This window comes from Rhizobium sp. AB2/73, from assembly GCF_020871915.1.
Classification (GTDB): domain Bacteria; phylum Pseudomonadota; class Alphaproteobacteria; order Rhizobiales; family Rhizobiaceae; genus Rhizobium; species Rhizobium dioscoreae.
Window position 1 is genome coordinate 375,000 of record NZ_CP067073.1, and the last position, 22,993, is coordinate 397,992.

Below are 22,993 nucleotides of genomic sequence, written 5' to 3' on the forward strand. Positions count from 1 at the left end.
CGGCTAATGTTCGCATACGTTCAAGAGCCACGCGGCTCCTCCCTGCAGGAAAAGTGCGAAGGCGAAGGCGAACCCGACGAGGACGCTGAGATGGCGGAGGAACAGCCCCGTTCGCGCCCCCTCCGGCGTCAAACCAGCCTGCGGGATCGCCGCGCTCACCAGCGCAAGCAGAACTGCGACGGAAGATGTCAGGACGGACCAATGCGTATGCCGGCTGCAATCGACATAGGGGAGAACTTGGCCAAGCTGGGTATTGCCGGCCCATACAAGCGGGGCAAGGATCAAACCCCCATATTTTGCGGCTGTGGTCATCATAGGCGTGGTACCCAGTAGATGCATGCATACAAGGGAATCCACGCCACCACGACAAAGTTCCAGTACATGGCATTGTCTTCGACATCGCCGAAGCGTCGCGGGTTATCGGCATGCCTCGAAAACATCAGGCCGGTCAGTACCAGCGTATCGATGAGATCCGTGACGATGTGGGTCGTATGCAGCCCCAGCATGGTCCATATGATCGAGCCATAGGCATTGGCGTCCCAGCGTATGTTGAGGACGACGAATTCGAAACCGCGCAGGATCAGCGGCACCGCCCCGAGCACCGACATGACGATAAGCCCGATCCGCACCTTGTGTAGATCTCTTTGCCGTGCCCAGCGAGACACGAGAATGTTCGGCACGACGCTTACCAGCAATATCGCGGTCAGGGTCGTTCCGGGAACGAGGCCCGGCGCCGGCGCGTCGATCGGCCAGTGCGGGGCGAGGCTCATCAAGTAGAAATAGACCGCGATTGCCAATGCGAAGCCGGACCCTTCGATGAGCATGAAGGCACAGGTTCCCCACCAGGTCGGGCTTGCCCTCCCCATGCCATGAGGCGGTAGCCTTGAAACATCGAGGACGACACGCTCCTTCATGATTCATCCTCCGGCGTCTGCTTCGGCCAGAACCAGCCAGTCAAAGTGATCCCGATCGGAATTGATCCCCAAATGACTGCCCATGGCGAGAAGATCGACCAGATCAGCATCACCGTCGTGGCGAGAGCCGCCAGGAGCGGCCAGATCGAATTCCGCGGCGAGGACTCGCTTGCTTCCGGTTGCGCCTCGACGACGCTGCTGACGATCAATTCGCGCCGGTCGGTGCGCAGCCCGCCGGCAACCGCGAGTTCATCCGGCTGCGTCCACAGGGGATCACAAGTGTCGACGACCGGGATATGGCGGAAATTGAAGCACGGCGGCGGCGATGATGTCGCCCATTCAAGCGTCGAGGCATTCCATGGGTTATCACCGGCGATCTGCCCGGATCGAGCGCTACGGATGACATCGATGAAGAAGACGAGGAATCCCAGTGAAAGGATAAGGGAGCTGAGGCTCACGAACATGTTCATCCCGGCCCAGGGCATTTCCGGCTGATAGGTGTAGATGCGCCGCGGCATGCCTTCGAGCCCGAGAATATGCATCGGAAAGAAGGTCAGATTGAAGCCGGCAAAGATCAGCCCGAATGCCCAGCGGCCGAGCGTCTCGCTCATCATCCGTCCAGTCATCTTGGGAAACCAGTAATAGATGGCGCCGAGCAAGGGAAAAACGGCGCCGCCGACCAGGACGTAATGGAAGTGTGCGACGACGAAATAGGTGTCGTGCACCTGGGTATCGAACGGAACCGAGGCGACCATCACCCCGGTCAGCCCACCGATGACGAAGGTCACGATGAACCCGATGACGAACAATAGCGGTGTCTTGAAAACAGGCCGTCCGCTCCATAGCGTCGCCAGCCAGCAAAATATCTGGATGCCGGCGGGTATGGCGATCGCCATGCTGGAGGCGGTGAAGAAGCTCTCGCCGAGCTTCGGCAGGCCGACAACGAACATATGATGCACCCAAAGGCCGAAAGCCAGGATTCCGGTTGCGATCAGGGCCATGACAAGCGGAAGATAGCCGAATACGGGGCGGCGCGAGAAGGTTGCCGTTATCGTCGACACCATGCCGACGGCTGGCAGGAAGATGATATAAACCTCGGGATGGCCGAAGAACCAGAACAGATGCTGCCATAGCAGCGCATCGCCGCCCTCCGCGGGATTGTAGAAATGCGTCCCCACCAGACGATCGAGGATCAGCGTCGAGCTGGCGAGCATGATTGCCGGCATGGCCATGATGACGAGGAAGGCCGTGACGAGCATCGACCAGACGAACAGCGGAATGCGGTCGAGCGACATGCCCGGCGCACGCTGCTTGAACACAGTGACGACGATTTCCACCGCGACGGCCAAGGCCGCGACTTCCGTGAAAGTGATCATCTGCGCCCATAGGTCGGCGCGCTTGCCCGCGCCATATTGCGGACCGGACAAGGGCACATAGGCAAACCATCCGACATCGGGCGCGGTATCAAGCGCAAACGAGATCCACAACAGCAGACCGCCGGCGAGATAGATCCAATAGGAAAAGGCATTCAGGCGCGGAAAGGCGATATTGCGGGTGCCGACCATGAGCGGCACGAGATAGACCGCCATGGCTTCCATGACCGGCACGGCAAATAGGAACATCATGTTTGAGCCATGCATGGTGAAAATCTGATTGTAGCGGTCCGGGCCGATGAAACGCGCCTCCGGCTGCGCCAATTGCAGCCGCATCGCGAGCGCGAGCAGCCCGCCCAAGGCGAGAAAAACGAATGCGGTAACAATGTAGCGGCGGCCTATGATCTTGTGATCGACCGTCGTGAGGGCACCCCAGACACCAGCCGGCGTCGTCCAGGTCTGCGCGAGCCGCCGTTCGAGCTCGCCGTCATCGAACATCAAATCCGTCGGTTGTGTCGGTTTGTCGTCCGTCATCATCGCAGGCTTTCCATATAGGCGGAAAGCTGCCGCAGCTCGTCACTGGAGAGCGGAACCATCGGCATGTTGTTTCCCGGTTTCAAGGTCTGCGGATCGGCGATCCAGGCGGCAAGTGAACCGCGGGTATTATCGAGCAGGCCCGCCGCGATCGTCTGACGACTGCCGACATGGGTCAGGTCCGGCCCTGTCGACCCCGATGCCTCGGTTCCGCGTATGGTATGGCAAGCCGCGCAAGGCTTGCGCATGAAAAGAGCCTTGCCGGCAATCACTTCCGGATCGGCCGACGATACGCTATTGGCCCTCTGGGCGGCAGCCCAGCGCTGATAGGCGGCCATGTCCTCGGCGATGACGAACAGCGCCATATGGCTGTGCTGAAGCCCGCAGAATTCCGCGCATTGACCGCGATAAACGCCTGGCCGCTCCGCTCGTATGGTTATGACGTTCTGCCGGCCGGGAATGAGGTCGCGCTTGCCGGCGAGGCTCGGCACCCAGAAGGAATGAATGACATCCAGGCTTTCGAGCTCGATGCGAATATCGACACCAACCGGGATATGCATCTCATTGGCCGTCTGAAAGGACTTGGTCGGATCGGCATCATCGTAGATGAATTGCCACCACCATTGCTGGCCGCGAACCTTGATCGCGAGACCGGCATCCTCGGACATGCCGAGGCCGCGCGTTGCATAGAAGCTCGCAATCGTCAAACCCGCGATGATGACAACGGTCGCCGCGACGGCCGCCGTCACCAGCTTACCCATCCGCTGCTCAGTCTCGGAGTTTGGACTTTCCCGCGGGGTCCTGGCGCGCAGCAATGCGAGGACCAGGACGATCATGATGAGCGTCCACACGGCGCAGCAGACGACCACGATCCCGATGATGAGATGCTTAAGCTGAACGGCCGCGGCCCCCTCGGCATTCAGCGCCGATTGAGCGCCGTTGCATCCCGCGATCAGGATGGCCGGCAGAAGCAGGAAAACGGCAGCGCCCGCTTTCAATGGGACGGCTCCTGTACAGCGTTCGGTCCGGCAGGGCCTTCGTCGAACAGAATTGCCGCCGGCGCACGGTTTTCCGCCGGACGGGTCTGCTTATCGTCATTGCGGCTCGGCGCGGTGGTCTTGGCCTTATATGCGCCGATCGTCTGGACGTAGCCCGCGAGCTGCCAGATCTCGTCGATCGTCATCTTGTCGCGAAAAGCAGGCATTCCATGCGGCCGGCCGTCGCGGATGGAGGCGGCTATCGACACCATCTCCGGACCATAGAGCCACCAGCCGTCCAGGAAAGAAGGACCGATCCCGCCACGCCCGTCGCCATGGCATGCCCCGCAGCCGAACCAGGAATAGAGCCGTTTGCCCTGGTTAAGATCGTAAGCGGTGGTCTCATAGGGTTTGCCGAGGGCAAAATAGATTTCCGGCGGAGTGCCGCTGATACCGTTCGGCATCAGGCGCAGCTCGTCCAAGGCTGCTCCGACGGTGGGATCGGTTCGATATTGTCGCGCTTCTCTTGCATCGCCGATGAGCGCGGCCGCGCCGAGGGTCACCAGAAAAACAACGGCTATGAATGCGCGATCAAGGAATTCTCTACTTACCTCCCACGGCATGGCTGATGTTCCAACCTGTTCGGGATTCAATGAACGGGAGCCGCGCCAGAGCGGACAAGGCGCACGGGCAACAGCTTGTAGGACGGTGTCTTCGCCTTGGCGTCATGATGGCTCAACGGGAACAGCGGGTTGGCTTCCGGGTAGTAGGCGCAGCAACATCCTTCCGGCATGTCATAGGCAACAATGGTGAACCCTGTAACCCGCCGCTCCGTTTCCCGATCGATCGCGGTCACCAGATCGACGGCCTCGCCGTTGCCGAAGCCCAGGCGCCCTATATCGTTTGTGTTGACGAAGACGACTCGCCTGGTTCCTTCTATGCCGCGATAGCGGTCGCTAAAGCCATAAATCGTCGTGTTGAACTGATCGTTGGAGCGCAACGTCGCGAGATGAAGGACATCGTCGCTTTGCGCATCGAGCGAAAACTCCGGAAACAGGCGGTCAGGTGTAATGAAATTGGCCTTGCCATTGGGGGTCACCCATTTACGTTCCCGCGCGGGCAACGGTCTTGGAATGCCGCCAGGATGGAACATGCGCTCGTTGAAGTCCTTGAACGTCTCCGGATAGGTTCGCTCGATAGCGTCGCGGATAGTCGAATAGTCAGCAACCCAGCGGTCCCATGGCACGACACCCTTGGTCAGCGTCGCCTTTGCCATTCCGGCGATGATTGCTGGCTCGGAAAGCAATTCCGGACTGGCGGGCTTGGCTCTTCCACGCGAGCCGTGAAAATGCGCGACCGAGCTTTCCATCGAAACGGCCTGCGGGCCGCTCGCCTGTTCATCGATTTCGATGCGGCCGAGACACGGTAGGAGATACGCGATTTCGCCATGAATGACGTGGCTGCGATTGAGCTTGGTGGCGATCTGGACGGTCAGGCGCAGTTTCCGCCATGCATTCTCCATCGCGACGGTTTCAGGAATGGCTCGCAGAAAATTTCCGCCGAGGCTGACGAACGCCCGCGTCTCGCCCTCAAGAATCGCTTTGCATGTTTCGACCGTGGTGTGGCCGATCCATTCCGGCGGCTCGAATTGATAAAGTGCGGCCAGCTTGTCCAGCGGCACCAGGCCCGGCTTTTCCGTTATCCCCACCGTGCGCTGACCCTGAACATTCGAATGGCCACGGACTGCGCAGATATTGGCTCCCGGCTTACCGATATTGCCGCGCAGAAGCGCGAGATTGACGACCATATGTACGTTTTGGACACCCATGACATGCTGCGTAAGGCCCATGCCATAGACCATGAGAACCGCATTCGAGTTGGCATAGGTCGAAGCAGCTTGCTGCATCTGGGCCCGCGCCAGGCCCGAGACACGCTCCAGCTCGGCCCAATCGTAATTTCGCGCCGCGGCCGCGAATTCCTCGAAGCCCGCGGTATGTTGGCGGATGAAATCGTGGTCAAGGACATGCTTCTTGTCGGCGGCGGCCATCGCTGCGGCAAAGGCAACCGTTCCGGCATCGGAGGGATCGTCCGGTATCGCATCGCTTCCCGCGACCTTGCTGGTACCGGATGCTTTCAGAGCATCGTCGGCCTCGATCAGCGCCTTGCACACGCCGAAAAGCGCGGCGATATCGCCGCCGTTCTTGACCTGGTAGTATTCCGAGGAAATCGGCGTTTCCTTGCCGGTGAGCATCTGACCGGGCATCTGAGGATTGATGAAACGCTGCAGCCCCGGCTCGTGAAGTGGGTTGAAGGTGACGATCTTGACGCCTCGGTTGACCGCATCCTGCAGGTCGTGAAGCATTCTCGGCGAGGACGTACCAACGTTCTGCGCGAGATAGAAGATGCAGTCGCAATTTTGGAAATCGGACAGAATGGCCGTACCGATCGAAGCGCCGATGCTTTCCGGCAGGGCGACGGATGTGCTTTCGTGGCACATGTTTGACGAATCCGGCAAATGATTGCTGCCGTATATGCGCGCGAACAACTGATACATGTAAGCCGTTTCGAGCGACGCCCGCCCGGACGTATAGAAATCAACCTGCTCTGGGGACAGCGCCCTCAACTCGCGGCCGATCTCCTCAAAAGCCACATGCCAGGCTATGGGTACGTATTTGTCCTTTTCCGCATCCCAGCGCATGGGATGCGTCAGACGCCCTTGTTCCTCGAGATCATGGTCGGGCCAGGTTTCAAGTTCGGTGAGCGTATGTGCCGCGAAGAAGGCACGATCGGCGCGCCGGTTGGTAACTTCCCAACTGGTGGCCTTGGCGCCATTTTCGCAGAACTCCAACGGATGAGGCTTGGCAGGCTTGCCCCAAGCGCAACTGACACACATGTAGCCGTCGGACTTGTTCTGATGCGCCAGGAGGGATGGACCCGCGATCGGAATATGCTCCCGAAGGAGAATGCCACCCACCGACTTCGCAGAACCCCATCCACCTGCTGCGGATTTGCCGGCTGTTTTCGATGGTTCGTTTCTCGGTTGGGTAGCCATGATGAAGATCCTCGATTTTCCACAAAGAACCAACGACAAGCTTTTCTGTTCCCTAGCGCCTGTGCCGGCGACGACCGCCATGGCGTCAGTCGGGATTTCCGCTAGAGCCGGATGATTTTAGGTCGAGTCGACCTAAAATCTGAATCCGCCCTCGAATCAAAAAAGTAGAGCGTGATCTCGTCCGAAAAACGCCTACACTTCTCGGCATCATGCCCTAGAGATCGATGAGTGCGTAAGGCTTGCCCGTGGGTTTCTCGATGTGGGCGGCGACATTGAAAACTGGTGCTCCTGCGGGGGTCCGGCCCTCATAGCTGCCCCGGTGCGCGTGTCCATGGACGACTGCGTCGACCTTGAAGCGATCGATCGTTTCGGCAAGACGCGATGAGCCGAGAAAGGGAAAGATTTCCGGCGGTTCGCCGACGACTGTTTCCGTGATCGGCGCATAGTGCAGAACCACCATGGAGCGGCTGGCCCGAACCTGACGCATGGCGTTTTCCAGCCGCATGGTTTCATCGACGCTTTCAGCGACCATCGCCTTGATGGCGGGCTCTCCGAAGGAACTCAGCATGTAGCGTCCAAACCCTCCGGCAAAACCTTTCACGCCGACGAAGCCAACTCCGTCGATCTCCACTGCTCGGCCGTTCAAAAGCTTCACGCCAACGCCCGTGAGAATGGACGTTACCTCCTCGACGGCATCGCTTTCATAATCATGATTGCCGAGCACCGCCACCACCGGAACCGTGCAGTTGCGCAGGTCGGCGGCAAGCAATTCGGCCTCTTTCGGCTTGCCGAGGTCGGTCAGATCGCCGGCGATGACCAAGACATCGGCGACCGAACAAATGTCGGCAAAAAGCGCCTTATAGGATTGCTCCCGATCTTCCTTGACATGAAGGTCTGCGACGGCGGCGACTCTCAATTTCCGTCGTTGATCATTGGCCATCGTCAACTCTCCTCTTCGTCGCGCCATTCGCCGTCGCCGCTTACGTCGGCGAAGCCCCATTCCTTCACGTCAATTTCAAAATCGACACGAGAATACATCCGGCCGCGGCATATCTTCGTCTGTGGCAAAGGCAGGTCACGCTGAGCGCTTAAACGGTCGAGTAGCTCGTCCATCAACCAGTCCGGAATTTTGTCGCGCTCGGAAGGATAGATCCAGCGGAAGTTGAGAAGGTGGATCAGCAACACTTCCCAATTTACCTCGAGATATTCCAACAGCTTACGCCAATCGATCTTGTCGTGTGCCTTCAGGATCACATGGGCGACGTCGGCGCCGTCATAGCGATGCCGGAGCTGAACGAAGCATTTCGACCAGATTAGCTCGGTTGCCCCAGCGATGCGAACGGAGCAATCGCACATCTGGAACCGGCGGGCGTCCTCGAACCAGTTATCGTTTACAGGCATCGTTCCATCAGGGGATGCAAAGATCACATCGAAGAAGTGCCGTCCCTGGGAGATCTTCCCTAGCCAGCGCTCATCTATCACCTCCACCGAATAGCCATGACTCTGAAAATTCGAGAGAATCCGTAGAAAATCGCCTGCCTTGCAAAAAATATCGCAATCCTTCGTTTCGCGCGAAATTCCCGTGTAGGCGCTGACTGCGTAAGTGCCCGCGACAAGGAACGGGACCCGGCACTCAACGAGATCCTTGATAACACTCGCAACGAAGGCCTCGGCATCCGGATCGATTAACTTAGGCACCGCCTTCGCTTCCATCGGCGAATTGTCCCTGGTGCTCAAATCCATATTCGCGGGAGCATTCATTTGATCGCCGCCTAGCTGAAGACATATTGACTTGAACACCGTCGACGGGCGGTTGTTCCATTGCCCATTTAAGACAGATGTTGATGCGCCACTGAGCGCACGGACAACGGATCATCAGTAAGGGGTATTCGCGAACTGCTTGTCCTTGCAAACGTATCGCTGTGGTCGAGGTGCTAGGCCGTCCGCCCAGATTAAGGCTTCCATGACGGTACCATCCGTCACTGCGTTGGAACTCACCCGGCTCTATTCGATTATATGAGGAAAAGGAGCTGCGCGGGACGCCACGAGGACTCGGTCGTGAAACTGTTTATCATCGCCCTTTTCTTAGTCTGCTTAACCTCCTGCTCGGATGAACAGCAACAGCGCGAACGCAAAATTCGTGATGTGCTCTCATGGAGCGCGACGGCGGAGATGGTCTTGGACGCGCGAACGGAAATGCTCGTATCGAATAGTTTTGCCATCCTGACGATAGAGCGGTGCGCAAAGGAAATCGGCTCCCTATCGAAGGAGCTTCCGACATTTCCGGAGAATCTGGCCGCCCTCGCCGGCCGGTTGAACATGATCACCGGTTCAGCGCATCGCGAGCTCATCAATGGCCGGACGGATGGGCTTTCCCGATATGTTCGCGATTTGCGAAGCGTCGAAAGCGAGTTGAGAGTTAAATCAGGAGCAGCAGATTGAAGAAATTGCTGCAGGTATCGCTTGGCGTCATCACAAGCATCGGCGGTTTTCTTGAAACGGGAAATATCGCGACCTCCGCCCAAGCAGGAGCAGCCTATGGTTATACTCCCCTTTGGGCTATTGTTCTCGGCACAATCTGTGTGATTTTCCTCGTTGAAATGTCGGGGCGCTTCGCAATCGCGAGCCATTATACGATCGTCGACGGAATTCGGGATCGCTTCGGCTCCAACATTTTTCTTCTCACTGCATCCGTGGTCTTTATCGTCAATCTTCTCGTTCTTGCCGCCGAAATCGGCGGCATCTCGCTTGCGCTGCAATTCCTGACCGGCGTGAAATTTCCGTGGTGGTCATTGCCGGTGACATTTACCGCTTGGTTGCTGCTCTGGCGGGGCACATTCGGCCTTATCGAGAATGGCATATCGTCCCTGGGGCTTCTGGCGCTCTCTTTCGTCGTCGCCGTGTTTGTCATGGATCCGCACTGGGGCGAAATCGCGAAAGGACTTGTGCCGACGCTGCCGAGTAAAGATCCGCTACATTATAGCTTCATCGTCGTCGGAATATTGGGCGCTGTCATTTCGCCCTATCTCTTTTACTTCTATTCCTCCGGTGCCATCGAAGACGAATGGGACAAGACCTACTTTGGCGCCAATCGCGCGATCGCGATCCTTGGCATGAGTTTCGGCGCGATCATTACCGCCGCAGTCATGGTTCTGGCTGCAATGATTTACCCCTCGAACGGGATTGAAGACATTGAAGGATATGAGCAGATTGCCATGATCCTCACGCCCGCCTTTGGAAAATGGGGACTTTGCCTCTTTGCGATCTCGCTCGGGATTACATGTTTGGGCGCGACCCTCGAGGTGAGCCTGGCACAGGCCTATCTAGTCGCACAAGGCTTCGGATGGAATTGGTCGGAAAACATGAAGCCGAAAGAAAATCCCGCCTTTTGCCTTGTCTACACAGCCTGCCTTATGATTGCCGCGATCCCAATCGTCATCGGCTTGGATCCGCTTCGGATCACCATCTTTTCGATGGCCCTCTCAGCTCTCAGCCTGCCGTTCGGCGTGGTTCCCTTCCTTATCCTGATGAACGATCCGACCTATGTAGGGAAGCACAGAAACGGGTGGATCGGCAATGCCGCGGTCATCTTTATCGTCGCGATGGCTTTCGTGCTTTCGATTGTAACTACACCTCTGGAAATCCTGGGAGGCTGACATGTATCTTGTGCGCGACGTTCTGGACAAGCAGGTGGTCGATCGCAGACAGGCTCGTATCGGAAAGGTCGACGGGATCGTGCTTACGACCGAAAACGACGGCCGGCTCAAGATCAGCTTTGTCGAAATGGGCCATTTGACATTGCTGCGAAGGCTGAGCCAGCGCCTATATCGCCGGCTGCTTGCCTTTTCCCAACGGGTGCGGGCAGAGCGCGATCAATGCCCCTATCGGATTCCTTGGTCGAAGGTCACTGATGTGGGCATCGACATTGAGGTTGATATCGACAACAGCGAAACACCGCTAGAACAGAAGCAGGAATGGTTGAGACAACATATTCTCAGGCGCATTCCGGGAGGGTTGTCATGACGGAGATACATCTGGAGCTCCTGCTTGGAATGAAGGTTCACGACTTAAATGGTCAGCCGATCGCACGCTTGGAAGAGATCAAAGCGGAAGCTGCGGACGAAGATTTCTTCGTTGTCGAATATCACCTCGGAGCTCTTGGTTTGCTCGAAAGAATATCGGCAACGACGATCGGCAACGTCATGCTACGGCTCTTCGGAGTCGAACGGCGGCCGACTGGCTATATCGTTCCATGGGATAAGCTCGATGTAGGGAATTCCGGTCAACTTAAACTCCGATGCACCGTCGCCGAACTCAGGACGAGCGCACCGTGAACGCACAGATATTGCTGATGAATCTTATTTGCGATGCGCACCGGCTTTATTCTAAAGGCCTTTAGAAGTTCGCCATTTTGGAAATGGCAATCGCATTCTGTGAGAGATGGGCGTCTCATCGTTGCTTTGGTTCACTAGGCGCGACCTTCAGCCACCCAGCCAACCCATCTCGGAGGCGAAGCGGGCGATGAGAGGGCGCCGGACGCCCTCCATTCGGAGCGGTTCAGCTTTTCACGAAATCTCCGAATCGCTCTATCTCTTTGTCTTCACGTAATTCGGACGGAAAACCGCTACGCACTTTTACGGGACCACACACCTAAAGCACGTCGCGGTTTTTGACTTTGGGGATTCGCAAATCAGCTGAGTTGTGATTCCCTTCTTTTGAGAGTGCGCTTCTCGCATGTCCGGCAATCTGAGATCGACCGGATCATACATGGTTGGTCACCACAGCAGATCGCCGGCCGCATGCGCCTGGAACGCCATCCGATCTCCGTGAACCACGAGACGATCTATAAGTTCGCATATTCGACTGACGGTCATGCTTTGAAGCTCTAAGAAACCGCTCGCTCAGATACGGCATGCCGATTAATTTAGTCAGACCGGTCGCGGTTCAGCATGAACTCACACACTAAGCCGCCATCCGCTTCTGTGCTAGGCTTCTTTCAACAGGAAACCTCCCTCTCTATCTCGCATCCGCCGTAGAGCGATCTCAGCTTAGCTCGCTGAACGCTCGACATTGTCTGGGAAAAGTCGCTCAATGCCCAAAACAGCGCGATCTTTTCCAGCTGGGTCGGATTGACTATTCCGCATCGAAACAGGTCGATCAGCGCGACGGCAAAGCCGTCACGGCTGTATTGAGCGTCATCGAACCAGCTCTGCGTCGTAGCTAAGTCGAACACCCGCTTTATGACTTCGAGCTCGCTTTGCGACAAAGCGCCTTTTGCGATGCGTTTCAACCTTTCCATCATCGTCTCCACCGCGAGACTGCTGGCAACCCCACGTATGCGGGCCGAGTTCTCATAGGTTCTTTCCGCCGTTGACCGTGCCCATAGAGTTTGGGGGTGGACCAGTACACTTGGCGGTATCAAGCAGCATGAGATTGCGACAGCGATAGCCACTATCAACGATTGTCTTGCCGGCGTGATCGGAGTCGCCTCACGATCCCTATTCCCAGCCTTGGATCAGAGCCAGTTCAGCGAACGGCAGATATTGTAGGCAATCGCAAGCCATGCAGCGATGATTGCTCCAAATATTACAAGCGCAACCCTCATATTTCCTTCTTTGAAATCCGCGACGATGCCTGCCGTATCGGTGGAGCTTACTTTTCTCACGGACCATCCCACCCTGATCGGTATTCTTCTCAGCAAGCTGGATCCCTCGAAGTTTCCGTGTGTCAGCGCGACATCAATCGTTAATAAGAGAAAGAACAGAGCTTGCTAACAGTGACCATGTGCGTCGCCGACAAGCTCGTTCAGATGCTCGCCGGACAGCATCGGGAACTCGGTTTCCAAAAGCGAAAGAAGAGCAGCTTGTGCTGCTTTTATAAGGAATACGGCCTGCGATGCGTTCAGCTCACTTGCGACGCCTCCGGCATATTGCATCATTTTTGCAAGCGCCAAAATCTCTCCCTGGCGTTCCAGTCCCTCAAAATCAGTCACTTTCAAGCCCCAACAAATGATTTCGTTAGGGTAGATTGGCATATTTCGATCGACACGATGCGTTGCAAAAGCGTTGCACACGCAAAGCGTGTATTTTTGAACCAATTATATACGGTAAAATTGTGGAAAAAGTTTGCGCCACAGCGGAGTTGCGTTGAAAGACCAGTCCGTTATAGGCGCCAGCATCGGTGCCTCGGCAATGGCGCGTATAAGCTCTATGGCATCGTCGCGCTTTTGATCAGTCCATGCTTTCGCGACGAGAGCCCTCACCTGCCCTATGTCCATATCTGCAGTTTCGGCAAGACGTCTCCAGGTCCGATCCTTGAAGAATAGACGTCGTGCCGCCCGGGAGAGCCGCAGAGCCTCTTCCTTGCCGATAATGGCCTGGTCAATTGCAGTCTCTATTGTCGCATCGACATTGACCAACGGCACCGACAAAGGGGGATAGCCCAATTCCGCTGGGCCATGAAGGAGAGCGACATCCGCATCCTCCTCCCGGAGCCCGGAGGCATAATCACCGAATATCCTCCCGATGCCAACCATGCCGTAGGCCTGGCACTCCACCGCGCGGAGCGCTCCCATGCTGGCTGCTCCGAGCACGGGAACACCCTGGGATAAGGCAAAGAGCAGCTCCTTGTGCCAGACCGGCGCGACGAACTCGAACTGGCCGTCGATAAGACCGATAGCGGTCGCGCCATTCTCAAGTGCTCTGACAACGTCGCCCTGGGATGCCGGCGGCCGTATGACCATTGTGTCATCGGCGAACGTTTCTGCATCGGGGAGGCTCGGACCCACGAAGATCGCTTTCATAGGAAACCCTTTGACAATGCCCGGCTGCCGAGACGAATGCGGCGATCCCCGTCCGGATGTTCGAGTTGCGGCGCGAAAACCTTTGCGACCGACGCCGGCAGCCATTCAGGTGCCAGCTCGATGGCATAAAGCTGGTCAACTCCGCATTCCAACAGCTTCTCGACAAGCTGGTTGAGCGCATCTTGCGCCGACGTGGCCAACATCGTCGGCAGTTCGTTCAGGTTCGTCGTGCATCGCGCCTGAAATGACTGCAGATGGTCGGGATCGGCGCGGCGTGAGAACAGCTCCGGGACAAGATCATCTCTGGCACCGCCGATGAAGGTCATCCGCGACTGCACGGCCTCGGAAATGGCCCGGGCTGCTGCCACATCGGGGGACAAGGATGCCCCTGCCCCCATGGTCAAGTCGACATATCTGAGCGAGCCGTCATCGCCTTTCGGCCGCAGCAACGCGACGATGGAGGCAACGGCCAGGTCGCTCGTCACATCGAAAAGGGCGAGATCGAAGTCGGCCGAGAAAATCTTCTCCAGCATCCCGCGAATACCCTCATCTTCAATGCTATCCGGATCTATCCGGCGCGCATGCCGGCACGCCGGATCGCCAACATTCCAGAGGACGCAAGCATCCCGCTCTATCCGCTCCAGCAACCCGTGCAGGACTGCCTCGTGCCAAGTATTCCCCGATGCCAGTCCATCCGATGATACCCAAAATCGCGGGCTGACATGCGTCCGGTCAAGATGAATGGCCTCGAAAGGTACGAATATCGAGGCGTTCTTTGCCAGATCGTGGGCTTGAGACCATCTGATCTGTTCCATGGTCTCAATCGGTTGCGCGCCGGTCGCCAGCAGATCTTCCAGGCAATCCGTGGCATGGCCACTTGCGGCAAGCTCATTCTGGCTTGCTATGAGCGCTGAACAGAAAGGTTGGGTCGCGACCGATCGCTCGATCGCTTCCATCACCGCGGATGTCTTCGCGGAGATGTCGTCAAGGCCTTTGCCTTGAGCGATGACGATCGCCCTGGAATTCGGGGCATAGGCGCACCAAACGGGAATGCCTATGCGATCGAGCTCAGTCTGGCGGCCAACACGGGTTATGCCAAGTCGTCCCAGATAGGGCCAAACCCTCGACAAGGTTTCGCGAGGAGGGAATGCTCTAAAGTTGTTTGACACCGATCGACGAGTGCCTAGCCTTCAAAGAGGCCCGAAGCCACGTCACTTGCCGACGCCAACGCCACAGCGAAATCGACATCTTTCTCCACTCTGATCCCTTTGGCTCGCCAGGATTCAGCCTTCCCCAGATCGCCCGTCAGCCGCCGCGTGTATCGAACGATGGTCCCCTTTTCGAGGTCAGCCAACCAAAGTCCCTTTTCACCCTTAATTCCAATCAGAACTGCCCTTGCCATAATCTCTACCTCTCAAAAACCGGCCTTCACCAGGCCTTCCCTGTAATGCTCAATCTGCCACTCTTCCTTGATTGGAATCATGGATAGCCATGCCTCAACATCGAAATTCGGATTGTCGCGCAGGGTGCGTTGTCGATACATCTTGGCCTTCGCGAGATCCCCCAGCATTGCCCAGCTTGCCGCCGCAAGCCTGCTTGCTGGTCCCGCGTCTCTCATCCTGTCCAGATAGGACAATGCTTCGGTATATTCTCCAAGGAAATAGCTGGCTCCAGCCGCGGTCCAGTAATAATAGTCCGGGGCAAGCGGATTGAGATCGAGAGCGGTTACGACCTTCTCCAACGCTGCTCTTGGATTGGCGCCATGGGTGAGACTGTCGGCGTGGCTACAAATGACATCGGCATAATGCGGGCTTAGGTTCTCGGCATTCGACAAGGCCTCGAGGCTGCCGTCGATATTTCCCCGGTAGAGCCGGGTGACGCCGATTTCCTTGAAGCCTCCGGCAAACTGGTTGTCATCCCGGATTGCATCGGCCGCCATTCTTTCCGCTTGATGCAATAGATCGCCATCGCCGCGCGCGGTCAGAACCCATTCCATCGTCAAGGTTCTGGCAATGCCCGCAAGTGCCGCTGCAAAACCCCGCTCGTGCTCGAGCGCCTCCTTAAAATGCTTGCGCGCTCGACGGACATTCTGAAGGCTCAGGCGGGACAGACATTGTACGCCCTCGAGATAGGCAAAATAGGCTTCCGGCTTGCAGCTAAAGTCGGAAACGATGTGGTGGAAGGCTCCCACACGCTCGATGATGGAGTGCTGGATCGCAGTGGCGATCGCGTTGCGCTGTTCTGTTATGGCCGCATTGTCCAGCTGGACGCGCGTCGCCCAGACAATTTCGTCGCGCGGCATGAAAATCAGCTGCGCGAAAAGGCTGTCGCCCGTTCTCTTGGTATCGAGCGCGTAGACAACATTATGTTGCTTGAGAAGTCCGGCCTTGTCGTTTGAGGAGCGAATCTGCTCAGCGGTATAGGGCGCGACTACGGATACGCTTCGATCGACACAAAGACTGATCGTCAGGTCTTCGATGACAGCATTGGCGACCGATCCGGCACGCTCCGAATCCTCCAGGGTCTCGGGAGGAAGCAGAGCGATACGTGGCACTGCGTTGTCGGTGATCGCAATCATATCCTGAGCCGACGGGCCGGGATTCGGATCTCTCGTTACGCTAATCAACTGACTGTAGGAGGTGATTTTTTCACCGAGCGCGACCCTGACTTCATCATCGGTCTGGTCCCAGTCCAGCAGAAGCATGGCTGCACGCTTCAATTCGCCGCGATTTTGAGGCAAGGAAGGTTGGCTCATCGCCTTGAAGAATTCTGCTCGCAGCTCCCGTGCAAACCGTGCCCGAACATCGCGTACCCAGACAGCCACAGCTCCGGAGCCATTGCCGTAAGCCGGTAGAAACGTCTTGGCGACGGCATCGGCGAGCACGCTGAGCCTGGCAACGCCGGACGCATTTTCGATGCCATCCAGATCGCACCGCAACGCGTGGAAGTTCAAGGTAATGTCCGTCGGGACACCGCCGATCAGCGGCTGGGGGGATTTGGACGTCGCAGTCGCCAAACGCAGCAGGGTCGACCTCAAATTGGCGCCGGCGGCCTGAAGATTGCTGGACCAAAGAAAAGCCGCCAAATCTTTCCGCGGCATCGGCTGCCGACGCTCGTAGAGATAGGCCAGCATGAGCAAAGCCTGCTTCGGCACGTTCACGCGATCGCCCATCTCATCATAAAGGGCGCAGCTGCCGAGTGTCGTTAAATGAAATGTCATCTTGCCAGGTCAGCGCTCGTTGTCGGGTTTGGATGATTGCACGAAAGCGAGGATCTTCGCCCGCAAACGCTTGTCCTCGATCCCGGACAAGGCCGTGCGCAGAACGGCCTTGTGATGCTTCGCAAGTCGAAAATCGGCCAGCGCCTCCTTGGAAGGAAAGGCATCGTCCGATGCGCTTTCGAAGAAAAACATGACCGGTACAGCGAGGAGTTCTGAAATGCGCAGAAGGCGGCCAGCGCTGATTTTTTCGATGCCGCGTTCGCATCTGTCGAGCTGTAGAGGGCTTATGTGAAGCTTCTCGGCCAATACATCCTGCGCGATTGACAATTCCTCCCGACGCAATCGGATGCGTAATCCAACCTCGACATCGATCACATCGGTTTTTTTATCCATGAGGGAACCGCCAGAAGAGAAACTGCTTTCATGTTCGCAGGTTTCCCTTGAATTCACAATCTTCCAGCAAGACACTCAAAGTCAATTTTACACGGCGGCAGGACGCTTCCGATCATCGTATCAAGACCACAGCGAAATCGTTCTTGGCGGTTGCAGCCGCATCGGCGATATCTCATCGCAGCGGTTCCCGGCTACCGTACGATGTCAGGCGTTGGCGAAAACATCGGCGCCGAGAATTCTCTTCAGCGATCCGATGGCCGAGGCTGGGGTATAGGAGCCGGTCACACCGCCGAGCGACTGCGAACTCACCGAAATATCCCATTCGAGACCCCTGCCGGAAACCGCTATATGGTGCCGCATCGTTTTCGTATCGGGATCGGCGACAACGATGCTACGGGTACGGTCGAAACCGATCCCCGCAAAGGCAACGGCGGCATGGACATTGACGTTGCGCGGAAACCGCATGCAGGCTTCGCGGGTCGAGCCATCGAAGAGCGTTCCCCTGGCATCGGCCGGCTGACCAAGGCTCGCGCCGCTTTTCGTCGTGGTTATCACTACTTCTTCGATCTGCTCACGACCATCGCGCAGACCATCGAGACCGAGAACGGCGCCGTGCGGAACGAAGAAGCGTCGTCCGCTCCTGCTGGCTGCCGCATGCATCGCCGCCTCCACGGTGCGATCCGCCAACGCGGAGCAACTGAATCCGCAAAGCTCCGAATGGGCAAGAATGTCCGGCCCCAGCCTACTCAGAAGAGCCGGCGTCGCGCATTCGAGCACAAGGTCCGCCTTCCGGTCGAGCGCATATTCGGCATCATCCGTGACGAGCGCAGCCATGGCGGCGTTCTGCGTGTATTTATCCTTGTCGGATACGAGAATATAAGCGACCTCGACCCCATCCAGACTGCTGACATGGTCGAACAGGCTCCTGCCGATCACGCCTGCGCCAATCATTCCTATAGTTCTGTATTTCATCATTCCCCCTACATGGATTTCAACTGTTGGAGATCCCTTCACAGGCCTCGACAAACGCGCGAATGGCCGCAATCCGCGGGCCGGAATTCGCCCACAGCACTCCCATATTGCGAAGCTCGCCATCTTCCATGCGATGTTTTTGCAGATGCAGCCCCTCCGGCCACGGCGGAGCCCAGTCGGGAACGAGCGCGACGCCCAGTCCGCGATCGACCAATGCCGCAATGGCATCCAGCGCGTCCAGTTCCGCCCATTCGCGCACGCTGATGGCATGACGGCGCAGATAACGGTCGACAATCTGGCCTCCCCACTGATTGCGGTCATAACGAATGAAGGGCTGTTGCGTAAGCGCCAGATGAAAATCGTGAATTTCAAGGTCCGCGGGCGCCAGCAAGACCAAAGGTTCGCGCCGGATGGTCGACCAGCCGAATGCTTTTGGAATCGGAAATTGCGGCTCGATGATGAGAGCGGCGTCCAGCTCACCTGACAAAACCGCATGATAGAGGTTCACAGACGAGCCCGGCTGGAGGAAATAGTCGATCTGCCGAAATCGCTCGCTGAGGGTCGCGGTAATCTGAGGGATGAGGCCCGTCATGGCCGTCGCCGTCGCACCGAGGCGAAGCTGCCCGCTCGGGAGATCGCCCGCGGCTATTGCTCGTAGGTCCCTTGTCATACGCACAAGCGCCGGTCCGTGGCGCTGCACGGCAAGTCCCGCCGCAGTGGGTCGGACCGTGCGCCCCACGCGAGAAACCAATGCCTGCCCGAGCTCCGTCTCCAGCGCCCTTATGCGCTGAGCGACCGCCGCCGGCGTCATATTCAAGCGCCGCGCGGCTTCGGCGACCGATCCGCATTCGGCGACGATGAGGAAGCTTTCGAGGAATTTCGTGTCCATAAGATATATTTTCTATCTTCTGAAGAAACTGACAAGCATATTTTATTGCGTTAAATCCAAGCTATCCTAGCTTTCCGGTCTTACGCCCTCGCCGATAAAAGGAATTTCAATGACCATTCAAGCCAAGTTCGAGCGCATGGGCACCGACGCCGCGCCAGGCCAGGAAGTGCGGCAGCAGGTCGAAGGCATAGAAGCACTGCTGCGCGGCGAACGGATTGCGGGGCGTCAGGTCGACTTTTCCCATGGTGACGTCGATGCGTTTACGCCGACGCCAGGCTCTTTCGAAGTCTTCACCGCTGGGGTAGAGGCCGGCGGCAAGCAGGCCTATACCGAATACCGCGGTGATCTCTCGATCCGCGAGCAGCTTGCGCCTAGTCTTGCGAGCTTCACGGGCGCCCCGATCGACGCCGCCGATGGCATGATTCTGACGCCCGGCACGCAGGGCGCACTGTTCCTCGCCGTGGCCTCCACCGTCGCGCATGGCGACAAGGTCGCGGTGGTGCAGCCGGATTATTTTGCCAACCGCAAGCTGGTGGAATTCTGCGAGGGCCATATGATGCCCATTCAGATGGACTACCTGAATGTCGAGGGGCGCGCGGGTCTCGACCTCGGCCAGCTGGAAGATGCCTTCGCGGCCGGGGCGAAAGTTTTCCTGTTTTCCAATCCGAACAACCCGGCGGGCGTCGTTTATTCGCGTGAAGAGATCAAGGCGATCGCATCCCTGGCCAGCCGTTATGGCGCGACCATCATCGTAGACCAGCTTTATTCGCGGCTGCTCTATTCCGGCGTCGATTATGCGCATTTGCGCGCGGAAGCCATCGACGCGGAAAACGTGATCACCATCATGGGACCGTCGAAGACAGAGTCGCTGAGCGGTTACCGTTTGGGCGTCGCCTTCGGCTCGAAGGCGATCATCAACCGGATGGAAAAGCTGCAGGCGATCGTATCCTTGCGCGCCGGCGGCTATAGTCAGGCGGTTTTCCGTACTTGGTTCAACGAACCGCAAGGCTGGATGGATCGGCGCGTGCGCGAACATGAGGCCATTCGGAATGATCTCCTCGGGCTATTTCGCGCGGGCAAGGATATCAAGGTTCGCACCACCGAGGCAGGAAGCTATATTTTCCCGCAACTGCCTCCCCTTGCCGTCGGCGGCAAGGATTTTGTGCGGATCCTCCGGTTGCAGGCAAGCGTCATCGTAACGCCCGGCACCGAGTTCAGCCCTTTCTGCGACAGCAGTGTGCGCCTGAACTTCTCGCAGGACCACGCCGCCGCGGTAGCCGCGGTGGAGCGGCTCGTTTCGCTTGTCGATCGATATCGCGCATGAAACAGAGCTCCGCAATATAGCATGAAGGCTCCCTGCTCGCGGATATCGAGTCGACAACACGCATCATGAGCTCCGCGCGGATGTCAAATCCGACCGCGCAGTTTTTAAATCGATTTTAAAAAAGCGAGATACGAAGCTAATCGATTTTAATTTGCGTATTAAAAAATTCTTGTTGCGGCGCGAAGAAAATCAGCCCTAATTGCCTCAGGCTGTTCGGTCCGTTCTCAGGAAACGCGCAATGACGATTTCATTTCCGCTTACAGACAAACGTACTGTCGATGAGCTGCTGAAGCACCTGAACGCGCATAAGCTGTTCTGCCCAGGAAACTGCGCCATCACCGTCAAACCCCTCGCCGCGCACGTTTCGTCGTGCCTTTCATATGCGCTCAGCACCGCCCGGACCGCGTGGTAGACCTGATCGTTCCTCCATTAAGCCTTCGAGTGTGGAGAGCCGAAGCTTGACCTCGGCGCTGGCCGCGTTGTTGGCATCCGCCGGGCATTGCTTGATTCCGTAACGATACACTTCCGCAGGAGACAGACATTGATGACGACATTCGAAGCCTATCTCGATGCCCATAAGGGAACATTGTTGAATGAGGACATGGTCGCCATCCTTCGCAATATTGCCGAGGCTACCCGGCAGATTTCGGGCAAGCTCAGAAGCTCGTCATTGTCAGGCCTGACGGGCGCGACCGATGCTGTCAACGTTCAGGGCGAGACGCAGAAACCGCTCGATATACTTTCCAACGAGATCATGCTCGAGGCATGCCGGAAATCGCCGGCGGTCGCATTTGCCGTATCGGAAGAACTCGATGCCGAAGTGCTCATTCATCCCGCTGGCAGATATGCGATGATCTTCGATCCGCTCGATGGATCCTCCAATCTCGATGTCAACGTAACGGTCGGAACGATCTTTTCCGTCGTCGAGGCTAGCTCCGCGGCTGAGATCCTGAAAAGCGGCCGCAGTCAGTTGGCTGCGGGGTACGCGGCTTACGGGCCGCAAACCAATCTCGTGCTTGCGATCGGAGATGGCGTACAGATTTTCACGCTCGACCAATACGACGTCTACGTGATGACGACCGCGAATGCCAAGATCGTTCCGGAAACCAAGGAGTTTGCGATCAACGCGGCACGTCGCCCGTCCTGGGACGACGTCATTACCGAATATGTCGACAGGTCCATTGGAACTCCTGGGTACAATATGCGCTGGGTCGGTTCGATGGTTGCCGACACACATCGCATCTTCAACCGCGGCGGAATCTTTCTCTATCCCGCCGATCGAAGCAAGCCTGCCTCCGGCGGCCGCCTGCGTCTGCTTTATGAGGCAAATCCCATCGGCTTTCTGGTCGAAGCCGCGGGCGGTTCCGCCATTGCCGGGAAGACCGCGATCCTCGACATCGAACCAACCTCCTTGCACCAGCGGGTTCCGGTGATTTTTGGCTCGCGCCGGGAGGTCGAAAAGATCAGCCGCGCGTATTGTGTCGAGCGGACCATCGAGACGGTGTAGCAACCGAACGGAATTCCGCTGAACAGGCGAGGACCCGCTCCCGCCTCCAACTGCGGCGGAAATTATTGCGTCCTACCCGCTCTCAAGAAACGAGGCGGAACTCTCGGGCGTCAGCAAATCCATGTCGATCTATCATTTAGCCGGGATGGCATCCCAGCCCGCAATCGACAGGGGGCTGGGATGCCCTGTACCCGACCGAACGGGCCGCGAGTCCCATGCCGGGAAGCAATTTGGGCCGCTGTGAACTGCCTGGCAAGAAACATCGCCCAGCCAAATTCTATATGTCGACCTCACATCGCTTCTTTGAAGCCAGTATTTCCTGCTCGATCACGGCCTCGGCGGCATTCCATGCCTTTGTGGCGATGGTCGGATCATGAAAAGCGCGTGCGTCGATCGTCGCGCCGTCGAGAAGTATCATGAGGATTGAAGCAATGCGCGCAGCCGCAAGTTCCGGCACAACCGCCTTCAGCATGTCGGCCATCCATGCCGTCATGGTCTTCTTGTATCGAATGGCGACGGCAGAGATGTTTGGATAGTCGGTGCCGAATTCAGCAAGTGCACGTTCGAAAAGGCAGCCGGAAAATTGCGGAGTGCCGAACCATGTCTCGTGCCAGGCAAAAATAGCCCTTAATTGTTCCTTCGCCGATGCCATGGGCTCAACACATGCCCGAAGACTGGCCATGATGTCGTGATAGCGACGATCCAGCACGGCGGCGATCAGATCATCCTTGCCGGGGAAATGATTATAGAGCGTCATGCGGGCGACGCCAGCTTCGGCCAGAATGCGGTCTATGCCGACGGGATGAAAGCCATGCCTTGAAAAAAGGTCGGTCGCAATGAGGATAAGTTGCTCTTTTTTCGGGCTCATCGATGCCTCAAGCGAAGTTTAGCCTGCAATGGACAGATTATGCCTCGTTGTCCAGCAATTCCTATATGGACTTTATATACTGACCGTTCTATCTAAATAAGCAACCGGCGCTGGCGGCGTCTCCTAAGTTCGCGGGAATCCATGAATGTTAATGAGGAGCCATCTCAT

At 57.4% G+C, this 22,993-nt stretch carries 25 protein-coding genes; 7 read left to right on the forward strand and 18 right to left on the reverse strand.

The window, feature by feature from the left end; genetic code table 11:
* Positions 1–3: 3 nt before the first annotated feature.
* The 8 genes from I8E17_RS27740 to I8E17_RS27775 all read right to left on the reverse strand — a co-directional run bounded on the left by I8E17_RS27740 (position 4) and on the right by I8E17_RS27775 (position 8,611).
* On the reverse strand, positions 4–315 hold the full coding sequence (locus tag I8E17_RS27740) for a hypothetical protein (protein ID WP_113366099.1): 312 nt from the start codon (positions 313–315) through the stop codon (positions 4–6).
* Positions 312–914 (reverse strand): cytochrome c oxidase subunit 3, encoded by a 603-nt coding sequence (locus tag I8E17_RS27745; protein ID WP_069614318.1) that lies wholly within the window; start codon positions 912–914, stop codon positions 312–314. Before I8E17_RS27745 ends, I8E17_RS27740 begins: the two co-directional genes overlap by 4 nt.
* Entirely contained in the window at positions 911–2,785 is a 1,875-nt protein-coding gene (gene ctaD, locus I8E17_RS27750; protein WP_229002278.1) for a cytochrome c oxidase subunit I, read from the reverse strand. Before ctaD ends, I8E17_RS27745 begins: the two co-directional genes overlap by 4 nt.
* A 35-nt stretch (positions 2,786–2,820) precedes the next feature.
* On the reverse strand, positions 2,821–3,819 hold the full coding sequence (gene coxB / locus I8E17_RS27755) for a cytochrome c oxidase subunit II (RefSeq protein WP_069614320.1): 999 nt from the start codon (positions 3,817–3,819) through the stop codon (positions 2,821–2,823).
* Entirely contained in the window at positions 3,816–4,421 is a 606-nt protein-coding gene (locus I8E17_RS27760) for a cytochrome c (protein ID WP_069614321.1), read from the reverse strand. Before I8E17_RS27760 ends, coxB begins: the two co-directional genes overlap by 4 nt.
* 26 nt (positions 4,422–4,447) lie before the next feature.
* A complete protein-coding gene (locus I8E17_RS27765) occupies positions 4,448–6,850 on the reverse strand; it encodes an FdhF/YdeP family oxidoreductase (protein WP_113366098.1) in 2,403 nt (800 codons plus the stop codon).
* Between the two features lie 214 nt (positions 6,851–7,064).
* Complete coding sequence (locus I8E17_RS27770) at positions 7,065–7,790, reverse strand: metallophosphoesterase (RefSeq protein WP_113366097.1); 726 nt, start codon at positions 7,788–7,790, stop codon at positions 7,065–7,067.
* A gap of 2 nt (positions 7,791–7,792) precedes the next feature.
* The gene (locus I8E17_RS27775) at positions 7,793–8,611 is read right to left on the reverse strand and encodes a hypothetical protein (protein ID WP_229002255.1); all 819 of its coding nucleotides are present in this window, start codon (positions 8,609–8,611) and stop codon (positions 7,793–7,795) included.
* A 297-nt stretch (positions 8,612–8,908) separates the two neighbouring features.
* Here I8E17_RS27775 and I8E17_RS27780 point away from each other — a divergent pair, with 297 nt between their 5' ends.
* Genes I8E17_RS27780 through I8E17_RS27795 form a run of 4 tightly spaced genes read left to right on the forward strand, consistent with a single transcriptional unit; the run spans position 8,909 to position 11,184 of the window.
* A complete protein-coding gene (locus I8E17_RS27780; protein ID WP_162750870.1) occupies positions 8,909–9,292 on the forward strand; it encodes a hypothetical protein in 384 nt (127 codons plus the stop codon).
* Entirely contained in the window at positions 9,289–10,506 is a 1,218-nt protein-coding gene (locus I8E17_RS27785; protein ID WP_113366094.1) for an Nramp family divalent metal transporter, read from the forward strand. Before I8E17_RS27780 ends, I8E17_RS27785 begins: the two co-directional genes overlap by 4 nt.
* Position 10,507: 1 nt before the next feature.
* On the forward strand, positions 10,508–10,873 hold the full coding sequence (locus I8E17_RS27790; protein WP_069614326.1) for a hypothetical protein: 366 nt from the start codon (positions 10,508–10,510) through the stop codon (positions 10,871–10,873).
* A complete protein-coding gene (locus tag I8E17_RS27795; protein ID WP_113366093.1) occupies positions 10,870–11,184 on the forward strand; it encodes a PRC-barrel domain containing protein in 315 nt (104 codons plus the stop codon). The genes I8E17_RS27790 and I8E17_RS27795 overlap by 4 nt, the downstream gene beginning before the upstream one ends.
* 662 nt (positions 11,185–11,846) lie before the next feature.
* Here I8E17_RS27795 and I8E17_RS27800 read toward each other — a convergent pair.
* The 9 genes from I8E17_RS27800 to I8E17_RS27840 all read right to left on the reverse strand — a co-directional run bounded on the left by I8E17_RS27800 (position 11,847) and on the right by I8E17_RS27840 (position 19,126).
* Positions 11,847–12,161, reverse strand: a complete 315-nt coding sequence (locus I8E17_RS27800) for a hypothetical protein (protein WP_162711900.1) — start codon at positions 12,159–12,161, stop codon at positions 11,847–11,849.
* Between the two features lie 459 nt (positions 12,162–12,620).
* Entirely contained in the window at positions 12,621–12,842 is a 222-nt protein-coding gene (locus tag I8E17_RS27805) for a hypothetical protein (protein WP_112723970.1), read from the reverse strand.
* Between the two features lie 105 nt (positions 12,843–12,947).
* Entirely contained in the window at positions 12,948–13,652 is a 705-nt protein-coding gene (locus I8E17_RS27810; RefSeq protein WP_113366092.1) for a TfuA-like protein, read from the reverse strand.
* The gene (locus I8E17_RS27815; RefSeq protein WP_229002256.1) at positions 13,649–14,782 is read right to left on the reverse strand and encodes a YcaO-like family protein; all 1,134 of its coding nucleotides are present in this window, start codon (positions 14,780–14,782) and stop codon (positions 13,649–13,651) included. Before I8E17_RS27815 ends, I8E17_RS27810 begins: the two co-directional genes overlap by 4 nt.
* Positions 14,783–14,835: 53 nt before the next feature.
* Entirely contained in the window at positions 14,836–15,054 is a 219-nt protein-coding gene (locus tag I8E17_RS27820; protein WP_069614332.1) for a hypothetical protein, read from the reverse strand.
* 12 nt (positions 15,055–15,066) lie between these two features.
* Entirely contained in the window at positions 15,067–16,872 is a 1,806-nt protein-coding gene (locus I8E17_RS27825) for a hypothetical protein (RefSeq protein WP_113366090.1), read from the reverse strand.
* Positions 16,873–16,881: 9 nt separating this feature from the next.
* Positions 16,882–17,340, reverse strand: a complete 459-nt coding sequence (locus I8E17_RS27830) for a helix-turn-helix transcriptional regulator (protein ID WP_229002257.1) — start codon at positions 17,338–17,340, stop codon at positions 16,882–16,884.
* Between the two features lie 129 nt (positions 17,341–17,469).
* Positions 17,470–18,216 carry an aspartate dehydrogenase domain-containing protein gene (locus I8E17_RS27835; protein ID WP_229002258.1) on the reverse strand — a complete coding sequence of 249 codons (747 nt, stop codon included), beginning with the start codon at positions 18,214–18,216 and terminating at the stop codon, positions 17,470–17,472.
* A 40-nt stretch (positions 18,217–18,256) separates the two neighbouring features.
* Positions 18,257–19,126 (reverse strand): LysR family transcriptional regulator, encoded by an 870-nt coding sequence (locus I8E17_RS27840; protein ID WP_113366088.1) that lies wholly within the window; start codon positions 19,124–19,126, stop codon positions 18,257–18,259.
* A 109-nt stretch (positions 19,127–19,235) separates the two neighbouring features.
* Between I8E17_RS27840 and I8E17_RS27850 the strand changes: the two genes are divergently transcribed.
* From I8E17_RS27850 to I8E17_RS27860, 3 genes are all read left to right on the forward strand, one after another.
* Positions 19,236–20,450, forward strand: a complete 1,215-nt coding sequence (locus I8E17_RS27850) for a pyridoxal phosphate-dependent aminotransferase (RefSeq protein ID WP_113366087.1) — start codon at positions 19,236–19,238, stop codon at positions 20,448–20,450.
* A gap of 238 nt (positions 20,451–20,688) precedes the next feature.
* The gene (locus tag I8E17_RS27855) at positions 20,689–20,862 is read left to right on the forward strand and encodes a hypothetical protein (protein ID WP_173004553.1); all 174 of its coding nucleotides are present in this window, start codon (positions 20,689–20,691) and stop codon (positions 20,860–20,862) included.
* A gap of 132 nt (positions 20,863–20,994) precedes the next feature.
* The gene (locus tag I8E17_RS27860; RefSeq protein ID WP_113366086.1) at positions 20,995–21,957 is read left to right on the forward strand and encodes a class 1 fructose-bisphosphatase; all 963 of its coding nucleotides are present in this window, start codon (positions 20,995–20,997) and stop codon (positions 21,955–21,957) included.
* 277 nt (positions 21,958–22,234) lie between these two features.
* On the opposite strand, the gene I8E17_RS27865 is transcribed toward I8E17_RS27860, so the two are convergent.
* A complete protein-coding gene (locus I8E17_RS27865) occupies positions 22,235–22,825 on the reverse strand; it encodes a TetR/AcrR family transcriptional regulator (protein ID WP_113366085.1) in 591 nt (196 codons plus the stop codon).
* Positions 22,826–22,993 lie beyond the last annotated feature (168 nt).

Excerpts from the sequence above, each read along its gene's own strand:
- I8E17_RS27745 (WP_069614318.1), bottom strand. The coding sequence starts at position 914 with ATGAAGGAGCGTGTCGTCCTCGATGTTTCAAGGCTACCGCCTCATGGC.
- I8E17_RS27770 (WP_113366097.1), bottom strand. The coding sequence starts at position 7,790 with ATGGCCAATGATCAACGACGGAAATTGAGAGTCGCCGCCGTCGCAGAC.
- I8E17_RS27840 (WP_113366088.1), bottom strand. The coding sequence starts at position 19,126 with ATGGACACGAAATTCCTCGAAAGCTTCCTCATCGTCGCCGAATGCGGA.
- I8E17_RS27760 (WP_069614321.1), bottom strand. The coding sequence starts at position 4,421 with ATGCCGTGGGAGGTAAGTAGAGAATTCCTTGATCGCGCATTCATAGCC.
- I8E17_RS27860 (WP_113366086.1), top strand. The coding sequence starts at position 20,995 with ATGACGACATTCGAAGCCTATCTCGATGCCCATAAGGGAACATTGTTG.
- I8E17_RS27765 (WP_113366098.1), bottom strand. The coding sequence starts at position 6,850 with ATGGCTACCCAACCGAGAAACGAACCATCGAAAACAGCCGGCAAATCC.
- I8E17_RS27865 (WP_113366085.1), bottom strand. The coding sequence starts at position 22,825 with ATGAGCCCGAAAAAAGAGCAACTTATCCTCATTGCGACCGACCTTTTT.
- I8E17_RS27825 (WP_113366090.1), bottom strand. The coding sequence starts at position 16,872 with ATGACATTTCATTTAACGACACTCGGCAGCTGCGCCCTTTATGATGAG.
- I8E17_RS27855 (WP_173004553.1), top strand. The coding sequence starts at position 20,689 with ATGACGATTTCATTTCCGCTTACAGACAAACGTACTGTCGATGAGCTG.
- I8E17_RS27810 (WP_113366092.1), bottom strand. The coding sequence starts at position 13,652 with ATGAAAGCGATCTTCGTGGGTCCGAGCCTCCCCGATGCAGAAACGTTC.
- ctaD (WP_229002278.1), bottom strand. The coding sequence starts at position 2,785 with ATGTTCGATGACGGCGAGCTCGAACGGCGGCTCGCGCAGACCTGGACG.
- I8E17_RS27820 (WP_069614332.1), bottom strand. The coding sequence starts at position 15,054 with ATGGCAAGGGCAGTTCTGATTGGAATTAAGGGTGAAAAGGGACTTTGG.
- I8E17_RS27850 (WP_113366087.1), top strand. The coding sequence starts at position 19,236 with ATGACCATTCAAGCCAAGTTCGAGCGCATGGGCACCGACGCCGCGCCA.
- I8E17_RS27835 (WP_229002258.1), bottom strand. The coding sequence starts at position 18,216 with ATGATTGGCGCAGGCGTGATCGGCAGGAGCCTGTTCGACCATGTCAGC.
- I8E17_RS27795 (WP_113366093.1), top strand. The coding sequence starts at position 10,870 with ATGACGGAGATACATCTGGAGCTCCTGCTTGGAATGAAGGTTCACGAC.
- I8E17_RS27740 (WP_113366099.1), bottom strand. The coding sequence starts at position 315 with ATGATGACCACAGCCGCAAAATATGGGGGTTTGATCCTTGCCCCGCTT.
- I8E17_RS27790 (WP_069614326.1), top strand. The coding sequence starts at position 10,508 with ATGTATCTTGTGCGCGACGTTCTGGACAAGCAGGTGGTCGATCGCAGA.
- I8E17_RS27775 (WP_229002255.1), bottom strand. The coding sequence starts at position 8,611 with ATGAATGCTCCCGCGAATATGGATTTGAGCACCAGGGACAATTCGCCG.